The organism is Stenotrophomonas sp. KH_052 (assembly GCF_057838755.1).
Map to the genome: position 1 here is coordinate 2,438,004 of NZ_CM174475.1, position 25,558 is coordinate 2,463,561.

Genomic DNA, 25,558 nt, shown 5'->3' on the forward strand with positions numbered 1-25,558 from the left:
GCGTGCAAGCTTGCAAGCCCAAAGTCAGAACCAGTGCTGGCCTCAGACGCTCGAGCCAGCCATCGCTCCATTCGCTCGAACTCGCGGCTCCACTGAAGTCGCCAAAGTGTATAGGCCTGTCCCAAGCAGCACATGTCTGGCTGAATGTAGATCTGCTTGCTCCTCCCATGCCCAAGCCCTCCCATAGCAGCTGTTGCGTATTTCCAACACGCGCCATGACCTCGCAGATAGCTTCGGCGGAGGTGGCGCGCAACGCATCTAAAGAGAAGCTCGTACGGCTGGAGCGTGTTGTCGGCTGACCGCTGAAATTCAGCTTCCAGCAGACGTGTCACCCTAGCGACATTCGGGACCAACTGGAAGCCTACAGGTGCCGGCTCCATGGCGGCAGCGATTCGTGAATTTGGGTTCAGATCCAACGCTCGCCAGTTCCATGCGGCCCTGTCGTTCGGCGATCGGGAGCCCCATAGAGGGAAAGCGCGCCCAGTTCCTGGCTGCTGATAGCCAGCACTGAGTTGCTCAGTGTGTGACTGCCAACCCTCCAGCTCATCGAGCGCGATAACCACAGAGTCAATCTGGCGACTGTCTCTTAGTACCGGGGCGGGCAGAGGCAGAAGAGATTTCCCGCAGCGCAGACAAACGAATCCATTGCAGCTCACGCCTTTGGTTTCCAGTGCATTGCCGCAAATCGGACAACGCTCTTGAAGCGGCCGGCCATGAATGAAGCAGTTTCGAAAGATGCGATCTTGCTGATGCCCATAGTGCATGCCGAAACCAATGCACACTGGGCAGTACCGCAATTCATCCTCAGGGAGCCATCGTCGCGGGTCGGCAAGCATGCGAGCCACCTCGCGCAGCTCTTCCTGCTTGGCCAAGCACGTGGCTGTACCCGTGTCAGGCAAGAGCACCGACTGATCAGTCAAATGGAATCGCCATGCTCGTTTCGTCTTTAGCCAAGCTACGCGGGAGTGATTCAGCCAACCCAGAATCTGAACGATCGACCACGATGAGCAGTAGTCATCGATCAGGAGTCGACTCCAGGCAATCATGCGCGTTCCTGGCGACCGACTCGACTACGGCGGCCGGCGGTGATTAACGCAGGTGGACTGCGTGCACCATAGTCCGAATCTGCGATTGCTCGTTCCCAGTCACCGCGGGAAAGTACGAGGTCATCGGCATCGCTGGCCTCCGCGTCGAGTCCCACCAACATCAGCGCTTCGGCTATCCATTGCATGCTCACACCCTCTCGCTCTATTGAGCCTCCAGAGCGTGCACGGAACGCCTCAAACATATCGTTGGCACACTTCTCAAGTCGAAATCCATGGTTGTAGGCACGCGGCCATAGGTACTGGGTGTAGGACCACCCAGATCCCGCCGGATACTCCGTTTCCTCATCGCAACAGCGCAGGCACACCCGAATATCCGTCGCATCCTGCAGGCTTCTGAATTCATTGAGTCGGGACATGAACCTCTCGCTAAGATCAGGCATCTGAACTTTGAGTCTGTCATGCAGTGCGCACAACTGGCTTTGACCAAAGAGGACCACTGTCACCTTGATATCGCGCACGGAGAGCCAATTGACCAATCGCTTCAGCCATCCGAGCTCTTTCGCATGGAGGTTCTGGGCTTCGTCGATCACGAAGAAGAGACGTCTCCCGACTATCGCTAGGGAATAGAGCGCTCGTTCAATCTGATTTCGCTTTCCAGTCAGCGTGCGATCGATGCGCCCCTCATAGCCGATCTCGGACAGTAGGTCCTCAATCAGTGCACCTTCTGCTGGCACCTCCTTGGATGAGGGTTCGTAGACTATGAAGCCACAGCCCGGAAACTGAGTGGCCGCAAGCTTTCGCAGAGCAGCTATGCAGGATGACTTGCCAGAAAGTGGGTGGGCCCAGAAGGCAACTGAGGATCGCGCACGCCTAGCTTTGTCGAAGGTAAGTGTGGCCGCCTCCCTTACGACAGGTGTAGCAAGTACCGCATTCGCTCTCAGAAGCGGATGATCGGCGAGTAGATCTGGATAGGTTGCGCGGATAGCCGCCACATTGTCATGAGCGCACATAAGAACCTCAAGTTTTCCCAATGACGCTGAAGTCAATTGTTGTTGGCTTGCGAATTCGGCGCACAAGCTGCCGCGTGGATTCGCGTGTCGAGCGCGTAATTTGCGACTGCTCAGAGCTATAGCCTTTGCGAGCCTCCTCGGCCACGATGGAGGCCGCCCGAGTCACCCGGACGGACTTCTCGTTAGCTTCTAGTGCAGATTGCTCCTGGCCTATCAGAAATACTTGGGCTGGATGTTGGTCCAACATGTCGTGCGCGCTCTTTATTTTTGCCTTGAGCAAGCGCCGGATTTCGCGCGAATGAGGGTGTTGCCATCGGGAGGAGATCGGCATCAGTTCATCCAAGCTCTCTCCCTCTGCGGTGTAGGCTTGGACAACTGAAATGTCATTGGGATCGGCGTGAATGCGGATCTTCTTGCCAACCAGCTCCCACCGCGCCGCTAGCTTCTGGGATGAATACTCAACCGACGCGTAGGTGATATACGGAAGCCTGCCTTTCGCTTGACTGCCACGCACAGTAGGCCTGCAGATCTCGAGCCTCAGTGGCAGGGACATGGAGTCACGGGACGGGCAAAGCGGCGGCAGCGCCCCCTTGGTGCTGGAAAAATAGTCCAGCAGCTGCTGTGCGGGGCTGCACCCGTAATTGGCCTCCGTGGGCTTGTTGTTCCACAGTCCGACGGCCTTGTCTATTCCGCGCATGATGTCCTCCATGGAAATTTTCAAGCGCACAGCTGCACTCTCTGGGTGGAACCGGCGAGTGTCTACAGGATTGTTACCCGTTGTTGCGCGTGAACGATGAAATACCTCTCGCGCCATCCAGCTGAACACACGTTCAACCAATGAGCGGCGTTTGGGGCGTCTGAGGGCGCCAAAGCTAACGGAAGCACCAGCGGCCTCACGAATCCTGGCACATACGGAGTCGGACAAGTGGGAGAGTGCGTTGTCAACGAAGAGCGTATCAAAGCCGACTCGAATTCCATCGCGCCTATGATCTCCACCGTGTGGAAGCAGCGCTTCCCTTGCTTCTGCCGACAAGCACTGGCCTCCAATTGCCCCATCTATGCATTCCAGGAAATCGGCGCTGGATGGCTGGCGACGCACGACGAGATTCCATGCCAAGATGTGGCTCGTATAACGATCCACCACCACAATGAGACTCAATCTGCGACACGGCACATATCTCATGCCTTTGGGCGTTTGAATCCCGACGGAGAAGATGATGTGCGCTTCATGCTCATCTGCCTCTACCGCTTCGAAAGGGGCCTTCACCCTCATCTTCGCCAATGGCGACGTGCCTCGCTTGGAGCGGTCTCGGCTGATCTCCCCGAACTGGAGCAGCGCAACCCTCTGATGGTTGTCTGCAAAGAACCGATGTACGTATCGATCGAGACTAACCCTTCCTTGGCGCTCAACGCAGAACGGCCAATCTGATGGCGCGAACCCCGCTTCCGTGCAGAGTTTCAGAAATACCTGGTGAGCTGTGCGAGGCGTGACCCGCCCCTGATCCTTTCCCGCTGGGGAGATGCCGGTTGCCAGGTACTTTTCTAAGGCAACTCGTATGCTCGGACAAACAGAAAAGGTTTGCTCAAGTGCACCGGCGTAGCCGCCGTGCGACAGATGCGGCATTGAGCGGACAGGGCGCGCGCGAACATTTGGCTTTGTCCGAATGCCTTTTACCAAACCCATGCAACCCACTAGTCGGCCATCTTGCATCGTTTGGAGACATCGATTCAGGAACAGCACAATCTGATGGCACTGATAACCGTAACGCCCCTTGATTTGTGCGACCGAATCGCCGGCCAGGTAGCAAGCAAGTGCAGCCCTGCGGCGGTTCCATACGACTAGATCCTCCGGATCAAGCGCGCTGAAATCAAATGGCGGCCATGCCTCCATGTCTGCAAGCTCTGCAGGCAAGGTTCTTCTTGTGTACCTAAATGCGGCGGCCATGATTGAGCCTCATCAGCCGCGTGTGCATACACCACGGGGTGGTGTCTAGGTTCGATAGAACCGCGCGTGAGCGCAACGCTAGTACAGCTGCGCCGAGCACAAGCGAAGGATCATGGGCATCGAGATCGTTGACAAGATTTCCTAAGGTAGTGAACCGACGAAGCCGGACGTAGGATTCCACCTCTTCTGCAAGCGGACCTAGATCCATTCCTTGGCAGCGGTGAAACGCTGCGATCGCAGCCCTCCAGTTTCGGACGCGCAGGGACGCGCCAAGTAGATCGCCAACGGCAATTAAGGTAATTGGGCGACCGCAGACTTCCTGAAGCACGGCAATGTTGCCCAGGGTTTTGGGGGAGCCGTCATCCACTACCCGACATTGGGAGGATCCGTCCTCCAAGACAACAACGGCATCAGCAATCGCTTCCTGGCTGCCTATCGAAAGGTCTACTTCTGCTCCCGCGTACTCGGCTCTGTAGACCACTGGATCACCCTCGCAGTAGTAGAACAGGAGCATGCTCAGGTCTCCACTGAGCGTGACAGCGTGGCTGGCGATTGGCGACTTAAGATGCCAGAGGTTCGCAGAGTTACTGGTGCGCGCCGCCCTCACGCCCAAGAACTGTTTTCGCGCTCGCGTCGCCAAACTCATCTGAAGAGATCCCGTCCAAGCCTCACCAAGTAAAGCTTCTTCGGCTGTCGATGAGGGCGAGACTGATGTCACGGTCAGGATCTGACGTGACGCAGGTCGCCTGCTTGATCGCCAGGCCCTGAGAGTCGGCTGCAACCGTACTCCTAGAGTGTCCGCCTGACAATTATCCCGGTGAAATCGGTAGGTCTAGGTATGGAATTAGTTGCAAATTCCGGACTAGATTCACTTTTAGTGGAAAGAGCCACCTGTTCATACTCCCTCCTTACAGACTCAATGTCCGGCAAGCAGATGTTTCGCGGTGCCCGGCTGGCTACGGAAACAGTTGTCCCGTCACTTGCCTGCCTGCTCGTTCCCCCGACAAGGATGAGCTTGCAGCATGATCGAGATTGATCCGCACCACCGTATCGACTTGACCGGCCCTTGGGCCGGTTTTTCTTTCCTCGGTGATCGCCTGATCACCCCCGAGGGCCGCGAGCTGCTGCCTGAGGATCTGGCCTGGCTGTCGCTCACCGCCTGCCAAGCGCAGGAATGGCGCCGGATGATGGAAGCTGCACGTTCGGTGCAGTCGATCGACAGTTCCAGAAATGTGCGTAATCGTGACGCCGGCATCCGCCATCATCCTGCCACTGTGGTCAATCTGCGGGACGTGGTGAGCCAGCGCAAACTGCGTTCTGCGATGGGGATGGCCGGCCCAGACGCCGAACCACCATCAGTAGTCCTGCCGATACCGGGGCCGAGGCCTCGCCAGCGCGTGTGAGGCGCTTCCGTAGGGGCCCTGCCCCTACACCCCGGGTCATTGTTCCCGGCAGCGCTGCCAACCACCGGCTGGTGACGAAATCTGGGCCCAGCCGTTGGGAACCTTGCGGAAAGCTTGGCCGCCAATGCAGGAAGATCCGGAACGTTTGGAATCCTCAGAACCAAGCGATGGAAGGCTGATCACGCTGTCGGAAGGCCCGGGGCGACCGGCGCGACGCGCCTCATCTGAAAGCGTACGGGCCTCAAGACGCTCGCAGTAGGCCTTCATGCCTGGATGGGGATGATTCGGCCACGCCAATTCTTGGCAATTGAAGGGCGTGGTGGTCTTTGCCATCGAGTTGTGGGCCGCCTTTGGCGCAGCAGGAATTGACTTTGGTGCAGGCCCAGTAGCAGCTCGGATTTGCTGTGAAGACCCGAGCGAAGGAAAGATCAAAAGAACGCATACGCATATAGCAGAGATTCGAACGTGCATATCGCCCCCACCGTCAATGGCGCGATAGTACCTCGAAAAGGCCCGATACCTCATTGGCTGATAGCGATAGAATTCTTCCAATTCTGGCGATACACAGCATACGGAGCCTGCCGGTGAGCAATACGGATCTGACGGAGTACCTCCGAGTTTCCAAGGCGTGGTTGATGGACACTGTGCGAGCTCACGATCTCGCCGTTGCAGGGGCACGAACTCTGGCTGCCGCAAGGTTGAGTTCGCGGGATGCATTTCCCAACTATGACGAAGGTCCGCTGTTCTCACATGTCCAAGAAGGGCTCAACTATTCCGTGCCCGTGACGCTTTACCCCAGCTCGCAGTTTATGCGGGCAATGTGGCTGGTCCACGGGGGCGACTTGGATGGCGATAGCATTCCAATACCAAACCTGTCCACGGAACCAGAGCGAAGTGGCGCGATTGTATGTCGCGGAGGTATCGTCGCTCAGTTCGAGCTGTGGAAGCAGTTCGCGCTCCCGCGCGCCTACCCGTCGAATCTTAAGGCAGCGGCGGTTCATGGGGAAAAAGGCAGATTCTCCTGCGCTAACGAACAACTCATGCTAAGCGAAGTAATTGAACTACGTAATGCTCTGACGCATGAGCCTGACCTGGCAACCGATCCTGACGCAAAGGCATTGGTTGACTATACGAACAAGTTGCATCACTTGGCGGACTGGATACACCGAATCCATGAGGGTGGCATCACCAACCGATGGTTAGCCAAGAGTCTTAAGAAGACTGCTTAGGACCACGTTATTAGAAGCTGGGCGGATAAGGCGGCGTCTCTGGGAACGTGCCCAAGGGACGCTTCCCAACTGCAATTAGGGTGCTCCCGTTCGCCGCGGCGGTGGTCGGCTGTGTCTCGCTCGCGCTCGTCACAGGCGACCCCGCCGCAGCCTTTATGCGCGCGGTCGTAGCATCGGACTGCTCGCCAAACGGGTCTACGGGCCAAGTCGTGGCAATGATCTCGTGCCCCTTAGCGCTCAGCAGCACGCCAAATTCGGTGCGTTTAACCGACCACCCCAGCGCCCACAACTGCTCAGTGGTGAATCGATCAAGCACCTGACCGCCGCCCGTACCCCGAAACTCCACAATGTCGCGCTCCCCATACCAGCCGGCATGCCGCGCCCTGGCATTGGCCGTCATGTCCAGCACGTACTGCACGCCCACTGGAAGGCGCTCCTTCTCCTTCGCAGGCTCAGCCACCTTTGTCACCACTGTTGCAGGCTGAGAGCCGGGGGCGTGGGCAATGGCCGGAATCGCGGCCTTCTGCGAAGCAACAACGCCTTTGATCTTGTCTGTACCGCCCGTGGTGCCATCTGCGATAAAGAACCGTCCCAGCATCACGACGCCGACAATCAGCGCGAGCGCCATAAGGATTGCCGGACCGCGCAGGGTCTTCCAAAGGGTGCGCGTGTTCCCCTTGTAGACCTCATTGGATTCAATGCCCGGCTGCACGCCGTGGTAGAGCTCCCAAATGGCCGGGTCGTACTTGCGGACCTCTGTGCCCACCGTTTCATATTTGCCGGTGCCAGTGGCCGCATAGAACCGCACCGAGTACCGCTGATCGGACCCCAGCGCGTCGAGCTTGGTATACGTGTTCTTCTTCGCCATGCGTTGGCATGGAACGTGCCCAAGCTGGACGAGCCCTCCTTCATAGTCGGGTTGAAGCGGCTCTGCTCTGCCCCCCGATAATCCTCCCAATCCCTGCCCGATGGGCGCCCCTCCTTCAAACGGGTTTGGCACCTCAATTTGACATCCACTTTGGGCAAGAAGCAGACTCCGCCCGTAGGCAGTTCGCAGTGTTGTCTGATGCCTATCATGGAGGCGCGCCATCATGCGCTGCTGCTCGAGGCGCTCGTTACGCGATCCACCGCGCTGGACCGATTTTTGAATATGACCAAGAAGCGTAACAAGCGTAGAAGGAAGAAGGGCAGGCCCGTGACGAAGCCACGACCGGTGGGCTTCGGTCTGCTCGAGCACCCCTTCAATCGCGTTGACCGCGAAGCGCTGCGCGCGGCATTCCATGAGCGGAGCCAAGGTCTACGCGAAGAACTGCCTGCTGTGCTTGCGCGACTTGTAGGCTATTTCCGTGACCACGACCCGGCCACCATCCTGTCGATCATCGCGTTCTATGGATCGTTTCAAGCCGTCACGTCGGAGGGCCCGGCCGGCGAGACTTTTCTGCCAACCCTTGAACAGCATCATCTCGAAGTTCTGCAGGCACTTGCGCTATCTATTCCCGCAGCTGAGGCCGGCCATCTTCCACCGCCGCCAGGGCTTGTCCAACATATCATTGATGACGCAGAACTTCTGAGCCAGGCGTTCGCTTGGTCGCGCCTCCTCGTCGCGCCGGACACCGCGACCCAGGAAGAGCTCGCACTAGTTGCGCTCCAGGAGCGGTTGCGGCTCCACACGCAGATCGTGCGCAACTGGGGCTATGTCCACCAAGTGCGTCAGGTGTCGTCTGAACTCTACGGTTCGATCGACCCCGAGTTCGAAAAAGCTGCGGGTTTCACTACCAAGGATGTCATCGAAGTTATCTATCGCATGGTGAAGCTCTACGAGGAGCGGGCATCACACCGTATGCAGCTGCTTGGCCGGTTCCTGACCGAGCCAACGCCGGAGCGCATGGTGCAGGCATATTACGCCACATTCCCGCACATGATCGGCAAACCAGAAGATTTGCTTCGCGACATCGGCCATCTCCCGAAGGAGAACGTGACCGCTCTGCTGTTGTCCCATTCCGAGTTGTCCCTGCCGCAACTCGCGCGCTTCGACGCGAGCACCCTCTCGCAGCAGACTGGCGTCCCGGAAACGCGCGTGGAACTCATCTTGAACAACCTGTGCATGGAGGCCGGGGATCTATCCAACCGCGATCCGATGCACTTCTTCATGGATAACCCGGTATGGAACCGGCCGGGCATGCGGCACGGTGCGGAATACGTGTTCCCCGCTCCTCAATCAGGCTTGAGCCATGTGCACCGGATCATGCGCCGGCTGATCGAGACTTATGGGGTTAAGGCAACTTATGAGCTGCGACGCGCTAAGTATCTGGAAGACAAGGTTGGCGAACTCTTGCGACGCGCGTTCCCCACAGGAAAGATTCTCTCGTCGGTGTCGTGGTCCCTTGGGGATAGCAGGTATGAAACCGATCACATAGTTGTGCTGGACCGAGCCTTGATGATCGTTGAGGCCAAGTCTGCAGCTCTGACGCCCGAGGCCCTCAGGGGCGCGCCGATGCGCGTTAAGCGACACCTCACTGACCTCGTGTTCGATCCTGCTCAGCAGTCCCAGCGCCTTGAACAGGTGATTCGTCTTTCGCGCGGCGGCGATCCGGCGAGTCACCGCATCACCGACGAGATCGGCATCGACGTCAGTCTGGTCGACACGATCATCCGCCTCTCTGTGACCCTCGACGACTTTTCCATGATCTCGATGGCTGAGGATGAACTCAGGGCGGTCGGCTGGGCACCGGACGATCTGGCGCTACCAGCGACCCTCAATGTTGCCGACTTCGAGACCGTCCTCGAGATCCTCGAGCGCCCAGCCCTCATTCTGCACTACTTTGCTGAGCGCCCCCGGTTCCAGCGCTCTGTAAACCTCCTGGCCGACGAGATCGACCTGCTCGGCGTTTATCTGAGCTCGCTATTCCATTTTCCAGAAATCAACACCGAGAAGATTCAACTCCTTGCATCGGGCGAGTCAAAGCCGATCGATACCTACTTTAATCGATTGGAAATTGGCCTCTCCGCTACCAAGCCGAGTGTTGCTGTCGCTCCAGCCTTCTTGGCCATTCTGGATCGACTCGCCGATCGGCAGGTGTCCGGCTGGATCACCATTAGCTTGGACCTGCTCAGCACCGGTGACCTGCGCCAGCAAACCGCATTCTGGAAAGGTGTCGAGACTCTGAGGCGTAAGGTGCCCAATACCGAAGGCGATCCACGTCATCTGTGCGCGATGATCGCAGAGCCCGCAAATAGCGATGCGGTGATCGCCGTGTACGTCTTCACGAGCGCACGCGCCGCGCAGCGCCGCGAAACGATCGAGCAGCTTGCAGCAGAGCTTCTGGAGCGCAGCGGACGCCAGCGTCTCACCGTCATCGGGAAGCAAGTTGAGTTCTGGGACGAGCCCTACCGAATTGCCGCCGTGGCCTACACGCGCGCCGACGATGGTCAAGGTGAGCCGACGGCGGACCGGTAAGCGTGTTTCGAAGTGACCGTGGACGCAATACAGCCCTTTTGAATTTTCCGCCACGTCATGCCACCGCAGAAGCAGACGTGCACCCTACCCCCGATAAATCTTCCTAATCCCCTGCCCCGCCGATGTCCGCTTCTGGCCAGGAGCGGACTCTGGGGCTTGCGCCGCTACTCTCGCATTACCCTTTCGGGGCAGGCGGGCTGCCGAGCCTACCGGCAGACTGCTGCCTTTCCTCTAAGAAGGACAACGAAATGAGTACATCCAACCGCAGGACGGCCAGCTTTGGCGTGCCGTGGGAATCGGCATATGGTTACGTGCAGGCGGTGCGCGTGAACAATTCGATCTTCGTGTCAGGCCAGCTCTCACACACGCCGGAGGGCCAACTGGTAGCGCCGGCGGCTCTGGGGGCTGATGGGAAGCCTGCCAACTTCGACATCATGGAGGCGCAGATGAAGCGCACCTATGAGAACGCCCAGGTGTTGTTGGCCGAGCTGGGTGGATCGCTGGCGGATGTGGCGGAAGAAACCCTTTTCGTAATCGATGTGCCGGCTGCGTTCGCCGCCAGCGGCAAGGTCAGGCCTGCCGTCTATGGCCAGGCTGTCCCGCAGGTGGCCAGCAACCTCATCGGAGTTTCGGCGCTCGCCTTCCCCGAACAGTTGATCGAGATCGCGTTCCGGGCTGAAGTGCAGTCGTAGGACGCCTTCTGGATCGAGCGAGCGATGCCATGGGAAGCCCGCATGCCACCAGGCGTGCGGGCTTTCGCTTTTCGGTATTCGGTTTGCAGGTCGCATAGCACATCAGACAGTCCCAGTCCGCTTCCGGCCAGAAGCGCGCATGCGAGCAATTAAGTGACTAGTACCCGCAGTTCGTCACACGTTGATGGTTCATGGAAGCTTGGTTAAGCTTCGCAGATGAACACTGCAACTGCCCCAGCTGGTCCCGGCCGTGGGCCGGCCACGCACGATATCCGCGACCAGATTGTTGTTGCGGCTACTGAACACTTCAGTCACTACGGGTACGAGAAAACCACCGTTTCTGACTTGGCCAAGGCGATCGGCTTTTCAAAGGCGTACGTCTATAAATTCTTCGAATCGAAGCAGGCCATTGGCGAGGCGATCTGCTCCAACTGTCTGGCACAACTTGAACAGGAAATCGGTCAGGCGCTCGAGGGTGTAGAGCAGCCTGCAGAGCGGATGAGGAAGCTTTTCAAGGCATCAACCGAGGCTCACCAGCGGCTCCTCTCCCAGGACCGGAAGCTCTATGAGATCGCGCAGTCAGCTGCCGCAGAGCATTGGCCTTCCGTGCTGGCATACGAAGACAGACTGCGCGCTCTGCTTCAGCAGCTTCTGCTGCAAGGTCGGGATTCAGGTGATTTTGAGCGCAAGACGCCTCTTGATGAAGCGACCGACGCCATCTATCTCGTGCTGCGCCCTTACCTGAACCCTCTCCTATTGCCGCATAGTCTTGACCACAACGATCAGGCCCCCACGCTGCTTTGCAGCCTCGTTCTGCGGAGCTTGTCTCCCTGAAGAGGCCGCTTAGTGACTATTGACTAGTTTGGTCACACGTAGCAAAGTTCCGTCCAAGTCGGATCGACGGAACTCCCATGCGGCAGATTGTTAAAAATTCATTATTCATTGCACTTGCCGTTGCCCTGGTCGGCTGCGGTACTGAAGCGCGGCCAGACCCTAGAACAAAGGCGCCCTTGGTCCGCACGGCGACTGTGGGGGGAGACAGCGCTGCGTCTCGCACATTCACAGGAACGGTAGCGGCGCGGGTCCAGAGCGATCTCGGATTCCGCGTTTCAGGGAAGGTATCGCAACGCTTGGTCGATGCTGGACAGAAGGTCCGGCGCGGGCAGGTCCTGATGCGAATCGACCCGGCCGACCTTCAGCTGTCGGCGCAGGCACAGCAGCAGGCCGTCGTAGCCGCACAAGCCCAAGCCCGGCAGGCTATTGCCGATGAGGCGAGGTATCGCACCCTGCTCGGTACGGGCGCCATCTCGGCCTCGTCATACGACCAGAGCAAGGCCGCAGCTGATGCAGCACGCGCCCAGCTCAGTGCCGCCAAAGCCCAAGCGCAGGTGGCAAGCAATGCCAATCGCTACGCAGAGTTGCTAGCCGATGCTGACGGAGTCGTCATGGAGACGCTGGCCGAGCCGGGCCAGGTAGTTAGCGCCGGCCAACCCGTCGTCCGACTGGCCAGAGCAGGAGAGCGCGAAGCCATCGTGCAGCTCCCCGAGACACTGCGCCCCGCCTTGGGCACGGTCGGGCAGGCCAAACTCTACGGGGATCGCGGAGGTCCAGTACCTGCCAGACTTAGGCAGCTCTCTGACGCGGCTGACCCGCTGACACGCACCTATGAGGCCCGCTACGTCCTGGACGGCTCGTTGGCAGAGGCTCCTCTGGGCGCCACGGTGACGGTGGAAATCGCAGTTAACGCCTCAGCGACTGCTCCACTTCTGGTGCCGATTGGCGCCCTGTTCGATCCCGGGAAAGGGAACGGGGTTTGGGTACTGGAGGGCAAGCCCGTCAAGGCCGTCTGGCGCCCCGTTCAAGTGGTAGGACTCTCGGATGACATGGCGCAGGTCAAGGGCGATCTGCAATCCGGGCAGAAGGTCATCTCGCTTGGCGCTCATCTCATAAGGAATGGCCAGGTGGTCACGCCCTTGGGTGAGGGCAAGGACGCACGCAATGGAGCTCAGCCATGAGCGAAGGCCGCTTCAATCTTTCCTCGCTGGCAGTTCGCGAGCGCCCCATAACCGTCTTTCTACTGTTCCTGATCACGGTGGCGGGGGTCCTGGCCTTCTTCCAGCTTGGCCGTGCCGAGGATCCCCCGTTCACGATCAAGCAGATGACCGTCGTCACTGCGTGGCCCGGGGCAACGGCGCAGGAAATGCAGGATCTGGTAGCCGAGCCGCTGGAGAAGCGTTTGCAGGAACTGCGTTGGTACGACCGTTCCGAAACCTACACGCGGCCAGGATTGGCCTTCACGATGCTGTCCCTGCGCGATGCGACGCCGCCCTCGCAGGTGCAGGAGGAGTTCTACCAAGCGCGCAAGAAGCTTGGAGACGAGGCAGCGAGACTACCGGCTGGTGTTATCGGGCCGATTCTCAATGACGAATATGCAGACGTGACGTTCGCGCTTTTCGCACTGAAAGCCAAAGGCGAGCCACAGCGGCTTCTGGTACGCGATGCAGAGGTGCTGCGACAGCAGCTGCTGCACGTGCCTGGTGTCAAGAAGGTCAACATCATTGGCGAGCAGCCCGAGCGCATCTTCGTATCCTTCTCGCATGATCGGTTGGCTACCGTAGGCGTCACCCCCCAGGACATATTCACGGCCCTCAACAGCCAGAACCTGCTGACGCCTGCCGGTTCGATCGACACCCGCGGACCGCAGGTCTTCGTTCGGGTGGACGGCGGCTTCGATAGCCTGGAGAAGATCCGTCAGACGCCGATCGTGGCGCGGGGACATACTCTAAAGCTATCCGATGTCGCCACAGTTGAGCGCGGCTACGAAGACCCCGCGACGTTCTTCGTTCGCAACAACGGGGAGCCTGCGCTGCTGCTGGGCGTCGTCATGCGTGACGACTGGAACGGACTGGATCTTGGCAAGGCACTGGAGTCCGAGGTTGGCAAGATCAACGAACAATTGCCTCTTGGCATCTCGCTCACCAAAGTAACCGATCAGGCCGTGAACATCAGTTCGGCGGTCGACGAGTTCATGGTCAAGTTCTTTGTCGCGCTGCTTGTTGTGATGCTGGTTTGCTTCATCAGCATGGGCTGGCGCGTCGGCATCGTTGTCGCAGCGGCCGTGCCCCTGACGCTTGCAGCAGTCTTCGTCATCATGGCCGCCACGGGCAAGAACTTTGACCGCATCACGCTAGGCTCGCTCATCCTGGCCCTGGGGCTGCTTGTGGACGACGCCATCATCGCCATTGAGATGATGGTCGTGAAGATGGAGGAGGGTTACAGTCGTGTGGCCGCCTCGGCCTACGCGTGGAGCCACACTGCTGCACCGATGCTGTCCGGCACGTTGGTCACCGCCATTGGGTTCATGCCCAACGGTTTCGCCCGATCCACCGCAGGCGAATACACCGGCAACATGTTCTGGATTGTTGGCATAGCGCTCATCGTGTCCTGGGTGGTGGCCGTGGTGTTCACGCCCTATCTTGGCGTGAAGCTGCTGCCCGACATCAAGACCGTGGAGGGCGGGCATCAGGCCATCTACAACACTCGCAACTACAACCGCTTCCGCGCATTTCTGACGCGCGTGATCGCGCGCAAATGGCTGGTCGCCGGCGCGGTGGTCGGCCTGTTCGCGCTGGCCGTCATCGGCATGGGCGTGGTCAAGAAGCAGTTCTTTCCTACCTCGGATCGGCCCGAAGTACTGGTCGAGGTGCAGATGCCTTATGGCACCTCCATCCAGCAGACCAGTGCCGCAACGTCGAAAGTCGAGGCCTGGCTGGCAAAGCAGGAAGAGGCACGTATTGTCACCGCCTACATCGGTCAGGGGGCTCCACGCTTCTTCCTGGCGATGGCGCCGGAACTGCCGGACCCGTCGTTTGCCAAAATCGTGGTGCTCGCTGGTGATGACAAGGAGCGCGAAGTTCTGAAGTTCCGGTTGCGCGAAGCAATCGCCAGCGGTCTGGTACCCGAAGCGCAGGTACGGGTCACCCAGATCGTGTTTGGTCCGCCATCCCCGTTCCCGGTCGCCTACCGGGTCATGGGGCCGGACCCGGACAAGTTGCGCGAGCTCGCTGATCAAGTGGGCCTGATCATGCGCAGCAACCCGATGATGCGCATGGTAAATACGGACTGGGGTCCCCGCACTCCGACATTGCACTTTGCGCTGAACCAGGATCGCCTCAATGCCGTGGGACTGACCTCAAACTCGGTGGCCTCGCAACTACAGTTTCTGCTCAGTGGTGCACCGCTCACCGACGTGCGCGAGGACATTCGCTCCGTGCAGGTGGTAGGCCGCGCAGCGGGCGATACGCGCCTGGATCCCGAGAAGATTGCAGACTTCACATTGGTCGGCAGTGCCGGTCAACGCGTCCCGCTCTCGCAGGTGGGAACCGTAGAAGTACGTATGGAGGATCCTATCCTGCGTCGACGTGATCGCACACCCACCATCACGGTCCGCGGCGACATTGCCGAGGGCCTCCAGCCGCCTGATGTCTCGACGGTAGTCCTGAAGGATTTGCAGCCGCTGATCGAGCGGCTCCCGGCCGGCTACCGCATCGAACAGGCCGGTGCGATCGAGGAGTCCGGCAAAGCTACGACGGCGATGCTCCCACTGTTTCCCATCATGATGGCCCTTACGCTACTCATCATCATTCTGCAGGTGCGCTCAATCGCCGCAATGATCATGGTGTTCGCCACCAGTCCGCTAGGCCTCATAGGCGTGGTGCCTACGCTGCTCCTCTTCCAGCAGCCCTTTGGCATCAACGCGCTAGTTGGATTGATCGCGCTGTCGGGCATTCTGATGCGCAACACCCTGATCCTCATCGGGCAGATCCATCAGAACGAGCAGGAAGGGCTGGGTGCATTTGATGCGGTCGTCGAGGCGACTGTGCAGCGGGCGCGCCCAGTCATCCTGACGGCGCTGGCTGCGATTCTGGCCTTCATTCCCCTGACGCATTCGGTGTTCTGGGGAACGCTGGCGTACACGTTGATCGGCGGGACATTGGCAGGAACCGTCCTCACGCTGGTCTTCCTGCCAGCGATGTACGCGATCTGGTTCAAGATCAAGCCATCCCTACCCGATGCAGTCGAGCCGGCGCTCGGGCCTGCGCACTGAGGAGCACTCCATCACATGAACGCGCATCCAATCCAGAATGCAGCCATGGGAAAGAAGATTGTTCTGGTCACCGGCGTCTCTTCCGGAATCGGGCAAGCCAGCGCAAAGGCGCTGGCCAACGCAGGTTGTGTGGTATATGGCAGCGTTCGCCAGCTTGAACATGCGCAGCCGATCAAGGGCGTGACGCTGGTACAGCTTGATGTCCGTGAGCAGGCAAGCATTGATCGTGCAGTGGCCATCATCTTTGCCAGGGAGGAGCGCATTGACGCTCTGGTGAACAACGCGGGTCACAACCTGATTGGTGCAGTGGAGGAGACCGAAGTAGCTGAAGTCGAGTCGTTGTTCGACACGAATGTCCTAGGCGTAATCAGGGCCATTCGGGCCGTACTGCCCTCCATGCGAGCGCAGCGCGCTGGTCGGATCATCAACGTGAGTTCCGTGCTCGGATTTCTCCCTGGGCCTTACATGGGCGTTTACGCGGCCAGCAAGCATGCCTTGGAAGGGCTGTCGGAGAGCCTGGATCATGAGGCTCGTCAGTTTGGGATACGGGTCACTCTTGTGCAGCCTTCCTTTACCAACACTGGATTCAAGATGAATACACAGCGAGCCAGTACATCCATCGCCGACTACGACTTCGAACGCGAACTCGCACTGGATGCGATCGCTCGCGCTTCCGATGAGGGCACGGACGCAGCGCTCGTGGCCGGCACCATCGTCGAGGCGGTTCTCGGCAATTGGAAGATGCGTCGCACACCCGCGGGCCAGGCGTCGCTGTTAGCGAAGTTGCGGCGCTTCATGCCTGCCGCGCCAGTGGATGGCAGCCTGCGAAGGGCCTTTGGGCTGACCAAGGCCAAGGCGCATAGCGGGCGCTCCTGAGATGAATGGATCTGCGAAGCGTTGGGAGCGCGCGCGCGCGCATACCCGGGCGTGCATTCTTGAAGCCGCCGCCGAAGCGTTCCAGTCCTCCGGCTACGACAATACGTGCATGCAGCAGATCGCCGATCTCGCGGGGTACACCAAGGCGACTGTTTATGCACACTATCGTGACAAGGCGCACCTCTTCACGGCCGTCATGAATCTTCACGCATCGAGCCTTCCCGAGCTCGTTATACGTACTCACCCTGGGGCGGACCTCAAAGAGGAGTTGGACTATGTCTCCCTGGCGATCCAGAAGCTGGCTCAGGTGGAGGTGTGTCGACGCTTCTGCGGGGCGCTCCGCCATTCCGTAACTGGCACAACCGCTTACGCCGAGCTCTGGAACGCTTACCTTGCCCCCTTTAGGGCATACATTTGCTCGGCTTTGGCTCGCAAGGGAGTCGAGAGGGCAGAAGAGCACGCCAGCCTGTACCTTCAGTTGCTGCTGCAGGCAAATTCCCTGCAGGTGGCGCCACAGCCGGCGACCGATGCCGGCGCAATGCTGGACGTGTTTCATCGGGCCTTTCAGCAGTACAGTTCACGTGGACCATCGCAACCGGTTGCATCCTCTGGCACGTCTTGCGTGCTTCGTTGGACCGTATGAGCCAGAGCACCTGCTGCCCTTCCACTGCCAACACGGAGCAATCAGTATGAATGACGTCATTATTATCGGCGGCAGCTTTGCCGGCCTCGCAGCCGCACTTCAGCTTGGCCGCGCCCGTCGGAAAGTCACCGTTCTCGATACTGACCTGCCGCGCAATCGATTCGCCGGCCATTCGCACGGACTGCTTGGTCACGATCACAAGCCGCCACTGGATATTCTGGCGGAGTCACGGTTGCAGCTGGCCCGTTATCCGGCGATCAGCCTGGTCAAGGCACGTGCCGAAGGCATTTTCGGCACGATCGATGACTTCTCAGTCCTGACGGCGGATGGCATGCGTCTTGGCGCACGCCGCTTGATCCTGAGCTATGGCGTGGTTGACCAGGTCCCCGATGTTCCAGGTTTTGCAGAATGCTGGGGGAAATCCGTGGTCCCTTGCCCCTATTGTGACGGTTTTGAGGTTGCGGGACAGCATTGGGGACTCGTCTGGTCCGGTACGCAGTCGCACAATCAGGCCAGGCTGTTCCTCGACTGGACCGACAGATTGACGGTCATCGCTGATGGTCACGACATTCCGCCCGACATCCGGGTCGACCTGGAGCATCGAAACATATCCGTCGTCGATGGCCGGATGGTCGAGATCGCACATCATGGAGGTCATATCACTACCGTCAATCTTGATACGGGCAGCAAGTTGGCCGTCGACATCCTGTTTGCGCATCCGCAGAATAGACCTTCGGCAAATCTGCACGAGTCACTGGGCCTCACCACGGTGGAGACGCCCGCCGGCATCACCCTTAAGGTTGACGAGCGCCGCCAGACCAGCGTGCCCGGTATCTACGCCGCGGGCGATCTCACCACGCCCTTCTTACCCTCGGTAACCCAGGCAACGTCGCAGGGCGCAATGGCGGGAATCTTCGCCCAGCAGTCGATGCTGGCCTGAGAGCATTGATTGGAGATAAGCATCGCCGTTGAGTCGGGCAGCGCGGGGGCGCGTATGCCGCCAGAATTCAACTGTCTGGTACAACCGTTCCACCCTCGATAAGAACCCGAATCCCGTACTTCGTCCGATGTCTGCTTACGGCCAGAAGCGGACGTTAGGTTGCACTGCCGAACCGCGCCTGACCGACCTAGCGGCGTTACCACGCCATCGCCCAACCCGCCATGGCAGCCAGCAACACGACCAGGACCGGCGGAGCACGCGCAACGACCAGTAGTCCGAACGCAGCCAGTGCCATCGCGACATCCCATCGGTCATGGATCGCGCTCGTCCACACCGGGTCATACAACGCCGCCAGCAGGATGCCGACCACCCCGGCATTGACGCCTGCAATCGAAGCTTGCAGATCCTTGCGGTGGCGCAGGAACTCCCAGAACGGCAGCACCCCCACGAGCACAAGAAAGGCTGGCAGGAAAATGATCACCAACAGTGCAAGGCCGCCTGCCCAGCCACCCAGCGGCCCCTCGGCCATAGCCCCTAGGTAGGCTGCAAAGGAAAAGAGAGGGCCCGGCACCGCTTGCGCCGCACCGTAGCCGGCCAGGAGATCCGCCGTGCTCACGGTGCCGCTCTGGACGACCGCGGTCTGTAGCAACGGCAGCACGACATGGCCGCCACCAAAGACTAGGGCGCCAGCGCGGTACACACCCTCCAACAGCACGGCCAACGGGGAGCCGCTAGCCACCGCCCATAAGGGCAGCAGAACGAGCGGCAGCACCAGTAGCACCAGTGCCACCGAGCCGGTCCTTTGCGAGACGGAATAGCCGCAGTCTGATTGGCCGGAGGCCGGCTCGATCTTCAGCATCCAGCGGCCAAGCAGTCCGCTGACGATGATCACCACGATCTGGCCGGCGACCGAGGGCATGGACAAGGTCAACACAGCCGCAAAGAACGCCATCGCTGCCCGTAGACGGTCCGGGCACAGGGATCGGGCCATTCCCCATACGGCTTGGGCCACCACAGCAACTGCCACTATCTTCAGGCCATGCAGCCAGCCGGATTCAACGATGCCCTGGTATTTGGCAACGCCCAAAGCGAAGAGGATCATCAGCACGGCCGACGGCAGCGTAAAGCCAGCCCAAGCGGCCAGCAGACCAGGCCAGCCAGCGCGGCGCAAGCCCAGCGCCATGCCTATCTGGCTGCTGGCCGGGCCTGGCAGCACCTGGCACAGGGCCACCAGATCGGAGTAGCTACGGTCCGTCAGCCAACGGCGGCGTTCGACGAACTCGAGGCGGAAGTAGCTCAGGTGGGCGATTGGACCGCCAAACGACGTCAGCCCCAGTCGCAGGAACACCAGGAAGACGCGCCATGCGCTGTCGCTTGTCGTGGGATCGAGCGCCGACATGGGGCATGACCTCCTGTGGTTCTCAGCTGCGGCAAGCCCAGCCTGGCAATGGGGTCACGGCGTCGAGCTTCCGGCGTGCCCGGTCACCCACTCTCCATCTTCCTTTCGGAACGGTCCGGGCAGCGGCGGCAGGATCTCCAGCACCACTTCCGAAGGCCGGCACAGACGAGTACCCCTATCGGTTTGTACGAGAGGACGATTGATGAGTATCGGGTGCGCCAGCATCGCATCAAGCAGCGCGTCGTCGCTCAGCGCTGCGTCGCCTAGCCCGAGTTCGTCATACGGCGTTCCCTTCTGCCGGATGGCATCGCGCACGCTCAACCCCGCCGCCGTAATGAGTTCGACAAGACGAGCGCGGCCGGGTGGGTTGGCCAGGTAGTCGATCACTTCCGGCTCGATCCCGGCAAAGCGGATCAGCGCCAAGGTATTGCGGGAGGTGCCGCACTTTGGGTTGTGATAGATGACAGCGTTCACGCACTTTCCTCTTGGTTCAAAACGGTCTCCACCACGCCTGCGGCAGCGGCCAGCGCTGCCGCCTCGACGGCCCCCTTGCGCTCGCTGTAGCGGTCCACCAGGTAGTCACTACGCCCGCGCACCAGCAGGGTGAACTTGACCAGTTCCTCCATCACGTCCACCACGCGATCGTAATACGCCGAAGGCTTCATTCGACCGTCGTCATCGAACTCCTGCCAGGCCTTGGCCACCGAGGACTGGTTGGGAATTGTCACCATCCGCATCCACCGGCCGAGCACGCGCAGCGCGTTGACCACGTTGAACGACTGGGAACCGCCGCAGACCTGCATCACTGCCAGCGTACGGCCCTGGGTGGGGCGCACGCTGCCCTCTTCGAGCGGCAGCCAGTCGATCTGGTTCTTGAACACTGCCGTAAGGGTGCCGTGGCGTTCCGGGCTGACCCACACGTGTCCTTCCGACCACAGCGAGGCCTGGCGCAGCTCCTGCACCTTGGGGTGAGTGGCCGGCACCGAGTCAAGCATCGGTAGCTCATGTGGATCAAAGAGGCGGGTTTCCGCCCCAAGCTGCTCCAGCAGCCGCTGCGCCTCCAGCGCCAGCTTGCGACTGAACGACTGCGGCCGCAGCGACCCGTACAGGATCAGGATGCGTGGCCGGTGTGGCTGCGCGGCCGGATCGTTGAGCTTGGCGGCCGTGGGAATGTCCATGGCACCCGGGACCACGTTGGGGATCTGCTGCACGGGGGTTGTCCTGTCATTTTGCTTCGATTATTCTAGAATCATGGAACATAAGAACGCAACCCACGCCCTGGCAGCCCTCGGTCATGCGACCCGCCTGTCGATCTTCCGTCTTCTGGTTCAGGCGGGCAGCGCCGGCAAGCTGGCCGGCGACATTGCCCAAGCCCTCTCTTTGCCTGGCGCCACGCTCTCCTTCCACCTGAAGGAACTGCTGGCTGCGGGACTGATCAGCGCCGAGCAACGTGGCCGGACCATCTGCTACCGGGCTGAGTTCGTGGCGATGAACGAGCTGGTGGCCTACCTCACCGAAAACTGCTGTGCCGACGAACCGGCCTGTGAACGCCCCGCAGGCTGCTGACCCCTTACCCCAGAGATCGCCAAAATGACCCGTCGTGTTCTGTTCCTTTGTACCGGCAATTCCGCGCGCAGCGTGTTGGCCGAATCGACCCTGAAAATGTGGGGCGAAGGCCGCTATCAGTCCTTCAGTGCAGGCAGCCAGCCAGCCGGTCGGGTCAATCCGTTCGCCATTGCCCAATTGCAGCGCGAGGGCTTCCCGGTGGAGGGCCTGCGCAGCAAGTCCTGGGACGAATTTGCCGAAGCGGATGCTGCTGCCATGGATCTGATTGTCACCGTGTGCGACAGCGCGGCCGCTGAGGCGTGCCCGGTTGTGTTTGGCGATTTCGTGCGCGTGCACTGGGGCCTGTTCGACCCGGCCGGTGTGGAAGGCTCGGATGCACAGAAGGCTGAAGCGTTCGACCGGGCACATCAGATCATCAAGGCCCGGCTGAAGGCCTTCCTGGAGATTCCTGACGGGGCATGGGATGACCGTGAGTCTCTCAAGGCCCAGCTTGATCCGATTGCGCAGATCCACTGACCGTCTTCCCGGAAAACCCCATGACCACTGACACCTCCCGCCTGTCGTTTCTGGACCGGTACCTGACGCTCTGGATCTTCGCCGCCATGGCGCTCGGCGTCTGCCTGGGCGCGATGTTCGAAGGCGTGCCCAGCGCGTTGAACAGCCTTTCCGTGGGGTCGACCAACATCCCGATCGCCATTGGCCTGATCCTGATGATGTACCCGCCGCTGGCCAAGGTGAAGTACGAGGAACTGCCCACCGTCTTTGCCGACAAGCGCGTGCTGATGCTCTCGCTGCTGCAGAACTGGATCGTGGGCCCGTTCCTGATGTTTGGCCTGGCCGTGCTGTTCCTGCGCGACTACCCCGAGTACATGACCGGCCTGATCCTGATCGGCCTGGCGCGCTGCATCGCCATGGTGCTGGTGTGGAACCAGCTGGCCCGCGGCGACGGCCAGTACGTGGCCGGCCTGGTGGCATTCAACTCGATCTTCCAGATCGCGCTGTTCAGCGTCTACGCGTGGTTCTTCCTTTCCTGGTTGCCGCCGGTGTTCGGACTGCAGGGCAGCGTCATCGATGTCAGCGTCTGGACCATCGCAGAGGCGGTTCTGATCTACCTGGGCATCCCGTTCCTGGCCGGTTTCCTCACCAGTCGATGGCTGAAGGCGCGCAAGGGCGTGCAGTGGTATGAAGAGAAGTTCCTGCCTGCCATCAGCCCGATAACGCTCGCCGCACTACTGTTCACCATCGTGGCGATGTTCAGCCTGAAAGGCGGTGACGTACTGCGGATTCCCATGGACGCGGTGCGCATCGCGATCCCGCTGACGTTGTACTTCATCATCCAGTTCGTCATCAGCTTCTTCATGGGCAAGCTGATCGCCAAGGATTATCCACGCACCACTGCGATCGCGTTCACCGCGGCAGGCAACAACTTCGAACTGGCCATCGCGGTAGCCATCGCGGCCTTCGGCCTGGCCTCGCCGGTCGCCTTCGCCGCCGTCATCGGCCCGCTGGTGGAAGTGCCGGTACTGATCCTGCTGGTCCATGTCGCCCTGCGGCTGGGCAAGCGCTACTTTCCTGCCGACGCACGGAGCCGCTGAGCCATGAGCACCACCCGACACATTCCATTGCTGATCCTTGGTTCCGGCCCGGCCGGCTGGACCGCCGCTGTCTATGCAGCCCGTGCCAATCTAAACCCGGTGGTGATCACCGGCCTGCAGCAGGGCGGACAGCTGATGACCACCACCGAGGTGGACAACTGGCCGGGCGACGCCCATGGCCTGATGGGCCCGGACTTGATGGCGCGCATGCAGGCTCACGCCGAGCGCTTCGAGACCGAAGTCATCTTCGACCACATCCACACGGCCGACCTGTCCCAGCGCCCGTTCCGGCTGATCGGCGACAGTCACGAATACACCTGTGACGCCCTGATCATCGCCACCGGCGCCACCGCCAAGTACCTGGGCATCCCGACCGAAGAGGCGTTCAAGGGCCGCGGCGTGTCCGCCTGCGCCACCTGCGACGGGTTCTTCTACCGTGACCAGGACGTGGTCGTAGTCGGCGGTGGCAACACTGCGGTGGAAGAGGCCCTGTACCTGTCCAACATCGCCCGCAAGGTCTACCTGGTCCACCGCCGCGACACCCTCAAAGCGGAAAAGATCATGCAGGACAAGCTGTTCGCCAAGGTCGCGGCCGGCAAGATCGAAACCGTCTGGCACCACCAGGTCGAGGAAGTGCTGGGCAACGATGCCGGCGTGACCGGTGTGCGCGTGAAGTCGACCCTGGACGGCAGCACCCGCGACATCGACGCGCACGGCTTCTTCGTGGCAATCGGTCATCACCCGAACACCACCCTGTTCGACGGCCAGCTGGCGATGAACAACGGCTACCTGGAAATCCGCTCGGGCCTGGGCGGCAATGCCACCCAGACCTCGGTGGAAGGCGTGTTCGCCGCAGGCGACGTGGCCGACCAGCACTATCGGCAGGCCATCACCTCCGCCGGCTTCGGCTGCATGGCCGCACTGGATGCCGAGCGCTATCTGGATGCACTCAAGATCTCCGATCAACAGCAGCACAAGAACGCAGCCTGAGTGCAGCGATGTGAGGAATTCCAGATGGACAGCGTCGATGTGGTGGTGATCGGAGGTGGGCAGGCGGGTCTTTCGGCTGGCTACTTCCTGCGTCGCAGCGGGCTGTCCTATGTGATTCTTGATGCTGAAACGTCACCTGGTGGGGCGTGGCAGCATGCGTGGAAATCCTTGCATCTGTTCTCGCCGGCGGGCTGGAGCTCGATTCCCGGTTGGCCGATGCCCGCCACCCGGGAACCGTACCCTTCGCAGGCGGAAGTGCTGGACTACCTCACGCGCTACGAGCACAAATATGCACTGCCCGTCATCCGTCCCGTGCAGGTGGAACGCGTCAGTCGTTCGGGAACGCGGCTGCTGGTGGAAGCAGATGACGGCCGACAGTGGCATACGCGTGCAGTGATAAGCGCCACAGGTACCTGGCAGCATCCCTACACGCCCGACTATGAAGGTATGGACGCATTCGGCGGCGTGCAGCTGCACTCGGCCCACTACAGCCATCCTGGATCCTTTGCCGGAATGCGCGTGGCGATCATCGGCAGCGGCAACTCAGGGGCACAGATTCTGGCCGAGGTATCAAAGGTGGCCAACACCACTTGGATCACCCAGGGCAAGCCAGCCTTCCTGGCCGACGATGTGGACGGGCGCGTTCTGTTCGCACGCGCAACCGAGAAGTGGAGGGCCCAGCAGGAAGGCCGCGAACCGGATGTTCCGCAGGGTGGTTTTGGCGACATCGTCATGGTGCCGCCGGTGGTGGATGCACGGCGCCGCGGTGTACTGGTCTCCATGCCGCCACCCGTCCGTTTCACCGCCACCGGCATACAGTGGGCAGATGGCAGCGAACGCAACTTGGACGCCGTGATCTGGTGCACCGGCTTCCGGCCGGCGTTGTCGCACCTGGAAGGAATGGGCATGGTCAACGCCCTGGGTCGGATCGACGTGGATGACACCCAGGTCCGTTCGGTCGCAGAGCCGTCGGTCTGGCTGCTTGGGTATGGCGACTGGAATGGCGCAGCCTCGGCCACGCTGATCGGGGTGACCCGATACGCGCGCGAGGCAGTAAGGCAAATCAGCGACTACGTCGGGGCTGTTTCTCCGCTGTCATCTGGCGCGTGAGCCTCGGCGCCATTGCCGAGCGCCCGCACCTGCGATTGCAGGGTCATGCGGTCCAGCGCTTCAGGCTTGAGCGCCAACAGCAGTCCCAGACGGTGCTGGAGCTGGTGAAGCGTGCTGAGGAACGCCTTGTGGACCTGCTCCGCGCTGCCCTGCACTGCGGCCGGGTCGGGGATACCCCAGTGGGCGGTAACCGGGTGACCTGGCCACACTGGACACGCTTCACCCGCGGCGCGATCGCACACGGTCACGATGAGATCCATCTGCGGTGCTTCCGGATCTGCGAATGCCTCCCACGGCTTGCTGGACAGCCCGGCAACGTCGAACCCAATCTCTGAGAGCACCTGCAGGGCAACTGGATGAACTACGCCTTTGGGGTGACTGCCGGCACTGTAAGCGCGGATACGTTCACGCCCTAAATGGTTGGCCAGTGCTTCGGCAAGAATGCTGCGCGCCGAGTTGCCTGTGCAGAGGAACAGAACATTCAGGGTACGCATGTCATCTCAACCATTTATCTGGAATATTCGAAGTATTGCCTTGCCATATGTCAGTT

General features: G+C 60.5%; 23 protein-coding genes. 15 read left to right on the plus strand and 8 right to left on the minus strand.

The features are described from left to right. Positions 1-1,042 precede the first annotated feature (1,042 nt). Genes AC3ITW_RS11285 through AC3ITW_RS11295 form a run of 3 tightly spaced genes read right to left on the minus strand, consistent with a single transcriptional unit; the run spans position 1,043 to position 4,515 of the window. Complete coding sequence (locus AC3ITW_RS11285; RefSeq protein WP_087922580.1) at positions 1,043-2,056, minus strand: ATP-binding protein; 1,014 nt, start codon at positions 2,054-2,056, stop codon at positions 1,043-1,045. 7 nt (positions 2,057-2,063) lie between these two features. Continuing rightward, positions 2,064-4,001: a hypothetical protein gene (locus AC3ITW_RS11290; RefSeq protein ID WP_157721530.1), complete on the minus strand. Its 1,938-nt coding sequence runs from the start codon at positions 3,999-4,001 to the stop codon at positions 2,064-2,066. Beyond that, positions 3,985-4,515 (minus strand): hypothetical protein, encoded by a 531-nt coding sequence (locus AC3ITW_RS11295; RefSeq protein ID WP_157721531.1) that lies wholly within the window; start codon positions 4,513-4,515, stop codon positions 3,985-3,987. The genes AC3ITW_RS11290 and AC3ITW_RS11295 overlap by 17 nt, the downstream gene beginning before the upstream one ends. Before the next feature lie 508 nt (positions 4,516-5,023). Between AC3ITW_RS11295 and AC3ITW_RS11300 the strand changes: the two genes are divergently transcribed. After that, positions 5,024-5,404: a DUF3653 domain-containing protein gene (locus AC3ITW_RS11300; protein WP_489390342.1), complete on the plus strand. Its 381-nt coding sequence runs from the start codon at positions 5,024-5,026 to the stop codon at positions 5,402-5,404. Between the two features lie 584 nt (positions 5,405-5,988). Further along, entirely contained in the window at positions 5,989-6,633 is a 645-nt protein-coding gene (locus tag AC3ITW_RS11305) for a hypothetical protein (protein ID WP_489390343.1), read from the plus strand. Between the two features lie 10 nt (positions 6,634-6,643). Here AC3ITW_RS11305 and AC3ITW_RS11310 read toward each other — a convergent pair whose 3' ends face one another. Next, positions 6,644-7,501, minus strand: coding sequence for a zonular occludens toxin domain-containing protein (locus AC3ITW_RS11310; protein ID WP_489390344.1), 858 nt, complete (start codon positions 7,499-7,501; stop codon positions 6,644-6,646). 207 nt (positions 7,502-7,708) lie between these two features. Between AC3ITW_RS11310 and AC3ITW_RS11315 the strand changes: the two genes are divergently transcribed. The 8 genes from AC3ITW_RS11315 (at position 7,709) to AC3ITW_RS11350 (ending at position 18,348) form a co-directional block, all read left to right on the plus strand. Then, entirely contained in the window at positions 7,709-10,090 is a 2,382-nt protein-coding gene (locus AC3ITW_RS11315; protein ID WP_489389482.1) for a hypothetical protein, read from the plus strand. Positions 10,091-10,338: 248 nt separating this feature from the next. After that, positions 10,339-10,782, plus strand: a complete 444-nt coding sequence (locus AC3ITW_RS11320; protein ID WP_489389483.1) for a RidA family protein — start codon at positions 10,339-10,341, stop codon at positions 10,780-10,782. Between the two features lie 216 nt (positions 10,783-10,998). Then, positions 10,999-11,616 (plus strand): TetR/AcrR family transcriptional regulator, encoded by a 618-nt coding sequence (locus tag AC3ITW_RS11325; RefSeq protein ID WP_478482503.1) that lies wholly within the window; start codon positions 10,999-11,001, stop codon positions 11,614-11,616. Positions 11,617-11,693: 77 nt separating this feature from the next. Continuing rightward, positions 11,694-12,797, plus strand: a complete 1,104-nt coding sequence (locus AC3ITW_RS11330) for an efflux RND transporter periplasmic adaptor subunit (protein ID WP_489389484.1) — start codon at positions 11,694-11,696, stop codon at positions 12,795-12,797. Beyond that, positions 12,794-15,889 (plus strand): efflux RND transporter permease subunit, encoded by a 3,096-nt coding sequence (locus AC3ITW_RS11335; protein ID WP_489389485.1) that lies wholly within the window; start codon positions 12,794-12,796, stop codon positions 15,887-15,889. The genes AC3ITW_RS11330 and AC3ITW_RS11335 overlap by 4 nt, the downstream gene beginning before the upstream one ends. Positions 15,890-15,904: 15 nt before the next feature. Beyond that, positions 15,905-16,765 (plus strand): oxidoreductase, encoded by an 861-nt coding sequence (locus AC3ITW_RS11340; protein WP_489389486.1) that lies wholly within the window; start codon positions 15,905-15,907, stop codon positions 16,763-16,765. A gap of 1 nt (position 16,766) precedes the next feature. After that, entirely contained in the window at positions 16,767-17,408 is a 642-nt protein-coding gene (locus AC3ITW_RS11345; protein WP_489389487.1) for a TetR/AcrR family transcriptional regulator, read from the plus strand. A 46-nt stretch (positions 17,409-17,454) separates the two neighbouring features. Continuing rightward, on the plus strand, positions 17,455-18,348 hold the full coding sequence (locus AC3ITW_RS11350; RefSeq protein ID WP_489389488.1) for an NAD(P)/FAD-dependent oxidoreductase: 894 nt from the start codon (positions 17,455-17,457) through the stop codon (positions 18,346-18,348). A 196-nt stretch (positions 18,349-18,544) separates the two neighbouring features. Here AC3ITW_RS11350 and chrA read toward each other — a convergent pair whose 3' ends face one another. Genes chrA through arsH form a run of 3 tightly spaced genes read right to left on the minus strand, consistent with a single transcriptional unit; the run spans position 18,545 to position 20,958 of the window. Next, positions 18,545-19,747 (minus strand): chromate efflux transporter, encoded by a 1,203-nt coding sequence (chrA, locus tag AC3ITW_RS11355; protein ID WP_489389489.1) that lies wholly within the window; start codon positions 19,745-19,747, stop codon positions 18,545-18,547. Between the two features lie 54 nt (positions 19,748-19,801). Next, positions 19,802-20,221, minus strand: coding sequence for an arsenate reductase (glutaredoxin) (gene arsC / locus AC3ITW_RS11360; protein WP_489389490.1), 420 nt, complete (start codon positions 20,219-20,221; stop codon positions 19,802-19,804). Further along, on the minus strand, positions 20,218-20,958 hold the full coding sequence (gene arsH, locus AC3ITW_RS11365; protein WP_282272509.1) for an arsenical resistance protein ArsH: 741 nt from the start codon (positions 20,956-20,958) through the stop codon (positions 20,218-20,220). Before arsH ends, arsC begins: the two co-directional genes overlap by 4 nt. 40 nt (positions 20,959-20,998) lie before the next feature. Between arsH and AC3ITW_RS11370 the strand changes: the two genes are divergently transcribed. From AC3ITW_RS11370 to AC3ITW_RS11390, 5 genes are read left to right on the plus strand one after another with little or no spacing between them, the layout of a single operon-like run. Then, entirely contained in the window at positions 20,999-21,313 is a 315-nt protein-coding gene (locus AC3ITW_RS11370; RefSeq protein ID WP_489389491.1) for an ArsR/SmtB family transcription factor, read from the plus strand. A gap of 24 nt (positions 21,314-21,337) precedes the next feature. Next, positions 21,338-21,829, plus strand: coding sequence for an arsenate reductase ArsC (locus AC3ITW_RS11375; RefSeq protein WP_005407578.1), 492 nt, complete (start codon positions 21,338-21,340; stop codon positions 21,827-21,829). A gap of 20 nt (positions 21,830-21,849) precedes the next feature. Continuing rightward, positions 21,850-22,908: an ACR3 family arsenite efflux transporter gene (gene arsB / locus AC3ITW_RS11380; protein ID WP_005407577.1), complete on the plus strand. Its 1,059-nt coding sequence runs from the start codon at positions 21,850-21,852 to the stop codon at positions 22,906-22,908. A 3-nt stretch (positions 22,909-22,911) separates the two neighbouring features. Beyond that, positions 22,912-23,898, plus strand: coding sequence for a thioredoxin-disulfide reductase (gene trxB / locus AC3ITW_RS11385; protein ID WP_313242944.1), 987 nt, complete (start codon positions 22,912-22,914; stop codon positions 23,896-23,898). 24 nt (positions 23,899-23,922) lie between these two features. After that, positions 23,923-25,008: an ArsO family NAD(P)H-dependent flavin-containing monooxygenase gene (locus AC3ITW_RS11390; RefSeq protein WP_489389492.1), complete on the plus strand. Its 1,086-nt coding sequence runs from the start codon at positions 23,923-23,925 to the stop codon at positions 25,006-25,008. Here AC3ITW_RS11390 and AC3ITW_RS11395 read toward each other — a convergent pair. Then, a complete protein-coding gene (locus AC3ITW_RS11395) occupies positions 24,969-25,502 on the minus strand; it encodes an arsenate reductase ArsC (RefSeq protein ID WP_012511046.1) in 534 nt (177 codons plus the stop codon). The genes AC3ITW_RS11390 and AC3ITW_RS11395 overlap by 40 nt on opposite strands. Between the last annotated feature and the right edge of the window lie 56 nt (positions 25,503-25,558).

Coding starts and splice junctions, on each gene's coding strand:
- AC3ITW_RS11285 (WP_087922580.1), bottom strand. CDS start 2,056: ATGTGCGCTCATGACAATGTGGCGGCTATCCGCGCAACCTATCCAGAT.
- AC3ITW_RS11290 (WP_157721530.1), bottom strand. CDS start 4,001: ATGGCCGCCGCATTTAGGTACACAAGAAGAACCTTGCCTGCAGAGCTT.
- AC3ITW_RS11295 (WP_157721531.1), bottom strand. CDS start 4,515: ATGCTCCTGTTCTACTACTGCGAGGGTGATCCAGTGGTCTACAGAGCC.
- AC3ITW_RS11300 (WP_489390342.1), top strand. CDS start 5,024: ATGATCGAGATTGATCCGCACCACCGTATCGACTTGACCGGCCCTTGG.
- AC3ITW_RS11310 (WP_489390344.1), bottom strand. CDS start 7,501: ATGGCGAAGAAGAACACGTATACCAAGCTCGACGCGCTGGGGTCCGAT.
- AC3ITW_RS11315 (WP_489389482.1), top strand. CDS start 7,709: ATGGAGGCGCGCCATCATGCGCTGCTGCTCGAGGCGCTCGTTACGCGA.
- AC3ITW_RS11320 (WP_489389483.1), top strand. CDS start 10,339: ATGAGTACATCCAACCGCAGGACGGCCAGCTTTGGCGTGCCGTGGGAA.
- AC3ITW_RS11325 (WP_478482503.1), top strand. CDS start 10,999: ATGAACACTGCAACTGCCCCAGCTGGTCCCGGCCGTGGGCCGGCCACG.
- AC3ITW_RS11330 (WP_489389484.1), top strand. CDS start 11,694: ATGCGGCAGATTGTTAAAAATTCATTATTCATTGCACTTGCCGTTGCC.
- AC3ITW_RS11335 (WP_489389485.1), top strand. CDS start 12,794: ATGAGCGAAGGCCGCTTCAATCTTTCCTCGCTGGCAGTTCGCGAGCGC.
- AC3ITW_RS11340 (WP_489389486.1), top strand. CDS start 15,905: ATGAACGCGCATCCAATCCAGAATGCAGCCATGGGAAAGAAGATTGTT.
- AC3ITW_RS11345 (WP_489389487.1), top strand. CDS start 16,767: ATGAATGGATCTGCGAAGCGTTGGGAGCGCGCGCGCGCGCATACCCGG.
- AC3ITW_RS11350 (WP_489389488.1), top strand. CDS start 17,455: ATGAATGACGTCATTATTATCGGCGGCAGCTTTGCCGGCCTCGCAGCC.
- chrA (WP_489389489.1), bottom strand. CDS start 19,747: ATGTCGGCGCTCGATCCCACGACAAGCGACAGCGCATGGCGCGTCTTC.
- AC3ITW_RS11370 (WP_489389491.1), top strand. CDS start 20,999: ATGGAACATAAGAACGCAACCCACGCCCTGGCAGCCCTCGGTCATGCG.
- AC3ITW_RS11375 (WP_005407578.1), top strand. CDS start 21,338: ATGACCCGTCGTGTTCTGTTCCTTTGTACCGGCAATTCCGCGCGCAGC.
- arsB (WP_005407577.1), top strand. CDS start 21,850: ATGACCACTGACACCTCCCGCCTGTCGTTTCTGGACCGGTACCTGACG.
- trxB (WP_313242944.1), top strand. CDS start 22,912: ATGAGCACCACCCGACACATTCCATTGCTGATCCTTGGTTCCGGCCCG.
- AC3ITW_RS11390 (WP_489389492.1), top strand. CDS start 23,923: ATGGACAGCGTCGATGTGGTGGTGATCGGAGGTGGGCAGGCGGGTCTT.
- AC3ITW_RS11395 (WP_012511046.1), bottom strand. CDS start 25,502: ATGCGTACCCTGAATGTTCTGTTCCTCTGCACAGGCAACTCGGCGCGC.